General features: G+C 62.1%; 2 protein-coding genes. Both read right to left on the minus strand.

The genetic code is table 11. The annotated features are described in order from the left end of the window. Positions 1 to 297: 297 nt before the first annotated feature. Positions 298 to 1773 (minus strand): IS66 family transposase, encoded by a 1476-nt coding sequence (locus I6U14_RS00695; RefSeq protein ID WP_296896054.1) that lies wholly within the window; start codon positions 1771 to 1773, stop codon positions 298 to 300. Next, a complete protein-coding gene (locus I6U14_RS00700) occupies positions 1763 to 2356 on the minus strand; it encodes a Druantia anti-phage system protein DruA (RefSeq protein WP_296896055.1) in 594 nt (197 codons plus the stop codon). Before I6U14_RS00700 ends, I6U14_RS00695 begins: the two co-directional genes overlap by 11 nt. Positions 2357 to 2478 lie beyond the last annotated feature (122 nt).

A 2478-nucleotide genomic window follows, 5' to 3' on the forward strand; every position in this document is an offset into this window, starting at 1 on the left:
TTTGGCCGGCGACGGCTGGATGGTGTGGGGGTGTTTGGTGTGAGGGTAACTGCCAGCGGTAGATGCGGGTGTGGGGTGGAATGGGGGTGTTCCGGCGGGTAGGGGTCGCCTGGTGATCGGGAGGGGCGTAAGATTTTCTGTAACCGTTCACGGGGTTGCGATCGCCTCTCGGCAAGCGAACCCAGGAGGCGGTCTTGGGGGCAGAATTGAACATAGCCGTGCAAACGGATGCCGAGAGAAGCGACCTGCTCTCAACAAAGAGGGGCTCGAGGCAAGTCGACAATCAGTGGCGGCTGATCAGGGAGGTGCGGGGAGAAGAGAGGGCGGGGGCTCGTCATGGAAGTAAGCCTGCACGGCCTGGAGGATGAACTCGAACGCCGAGCGCCCCTGAAGTGCGCAGGTGGCGATGACGGTCCATAGCCGTTCGTTGGCACGGCGGCCTTTGGCGCTGCGGGTGCCCTGGGTGACAAGGCGGTCGATGACGATGAAACGGATGGCCTGCTCGGCGACGTTGTTGGTCGGATCCATGCCGGGCGTGGTGATGAACTGGAAATACGCTTTGGCGTGCTTGCGAAAACGCTCGGCCATGTTCTGCGCCTCGCGCTTCTGCTCCTTGCCTTCCTCATCGAGCCAGCTGGGCGCCTCCGCGATGCCGATCTGGATCATCTGCGCCTTGGCCAGCTCGAGTGCGGCGCGGAAATCGTCCGGGGTGAGGCTGTCGTGCTGATGGATAACCTTGAAGAGCCCCTTGACGGCATGGAGCAGCTTGTTGCCGTAGGCACGGGTGGGCGCGTCAGGCAGCGTGGTGAGAAACTTGATATCGCGAATCAGGTGAGCGATGCAGAACTGCACGGCGACCTGGAAGTCCTTCATGAACTTGCGGTAGGCCGAGAAGTAGTCGCAGCCCAAGGTGCCGTCGAACTCTTTGCCCAAGACCTCGATCAAGACCTGCGAGCCGCGCGACTTGTCGATGCGAAACAGCACATAGAGCTCGGCCTTGAAGACCCAAGTCCAGAACCGATCGCCATTGTCCTTATGGCCGGTCTCATCCACATTCAGGGTGGCCTCCAGCGGGATGCGCGCGAGCAGCTCCTCATAGGGCCGCTCCAGGGACTGGCTGACCTTCTGGATGATCTTCGCCAGATAGCCACGCGAGACGGGCTCTCCAATCACGTCGCGCAGAAACTTGCGCACGGTCGAGAAGGAGGCATGACAGACGTTCTTCATGTAGGCGACCAGCGCCGTCAGCCGGGTCTTGAACAGCCCTTCTTTGAGCACCTGCGGGGGAAACTCCGCATAGTGGATCTGCCCGCACGCTTCACACCAATAGGCATAGGCGCGGTGCTCTTCGCGGATCACCACGATCTCTTTGACCTCGGTCTGCTGAATCACGCGCGGGGGCAGATCCTCGAGCCACAGGATGTCCGGGCCACCACAGAGGGGACAGTCTGTGGATTCATGCTCATGGAGGTGGGAGATCGCCTCGGGCGGATAGGGCGCACGGGTATGCTTCGGATGGCCCGGTTGCCCGCCGATCGGGTTGCCCTTCTCATCCGGCCTGCGGGTTTTCTTGCCGCCCTTGGGCTTGGTGATGTCATCCGAAGAAGGGCGTTTGCTGGAATTAGACGAGTTCTTCGAGAGCTGGGCGATCTTGCGTTGCAGCGCCTCGATCTCCTGCTGGGATGCCTGCACTTGTGCATCGAGCTGGCACAGGTGCATGACCACGGCCTCCTGTCCGGCAAGATAGATCGCCTGTGCCTGCTCAGGTGTCATCGCACAGCCGGCGGCGAAAATCCCGTGTCAGGGGATAGAGGTAATGGTCCTTTGCTGCGACGCTCAGGCGATGATCGCGGTCATTGCGGCTGCGCCCCGTGCTCTGGCCGACCAGCTGCCAGTTGGCGGCCTGATAGCAGACACCGCGATAGCGGCTGCGATCGACGAAGGTCTCCAGGCAATAGAGGGAGTGGCCATACTTCGCGATCCAATCGGCTTGGATTCGCCGCGCGATCCGCGAGAGGAGATGACTGGCCAAGTGCGGAACCCGGACCCAGGGCACGACGAGAAATCGGGAGTTGTTCGTCACATAGAGCAGGTTGCGCTCACGCACCGGCGCCGGCCAACCGATCCAGGCATCGCGCGCACCACATTTCCAGGCCGCCGCGCTGAACAGCAGGCAAGCTAATGGCTGTCCGTCGCGGCTGTGGACGAGGTACTTCAGGTTCTCGCCCGCCGTGTTTCGGAATCCCAGATAGTGATAGGTGTACAGGAGGCACCGGAACAGCCGGTCCTGCTCGCTGGCGTTGACCACACAGGTGATCTGCAGCGGTGTCAGGGTCTTCAGTCGGCTTTCAATCAGCTCGGCGCGATCGGCCCCACAGTCAGGGGACCGATTGCGGTGCCCGTGTGGGGGGTTGCCTTTCCGCGGCGGCCCCGCGGAGTGTCGTCGTTCTCCCCCCCGCCCAACAACATTAGCAGAGA

Origin of the sequence: Thiohalocapsa sp. (assembly GCF_019695415.1) — a bacterium.
In the GTDB taxonomy this organism is placed as follows: domain Bacteria; phylum Pseudomonadota; class Gammaproteobacteria; order Chromatiales; family Chromatiaceae; genus Thiohalocapsa.

What these genes read in the sequence shown, in the direction of transcription:
- I6U14_RS00695 (WP_296896054.1), bottom strand. Translation starts at nt 1,773, where the DNA reads ATGACACCTGAGCAGGCACAGGCGATCTATCTTGCCGGACAGGAGGCC.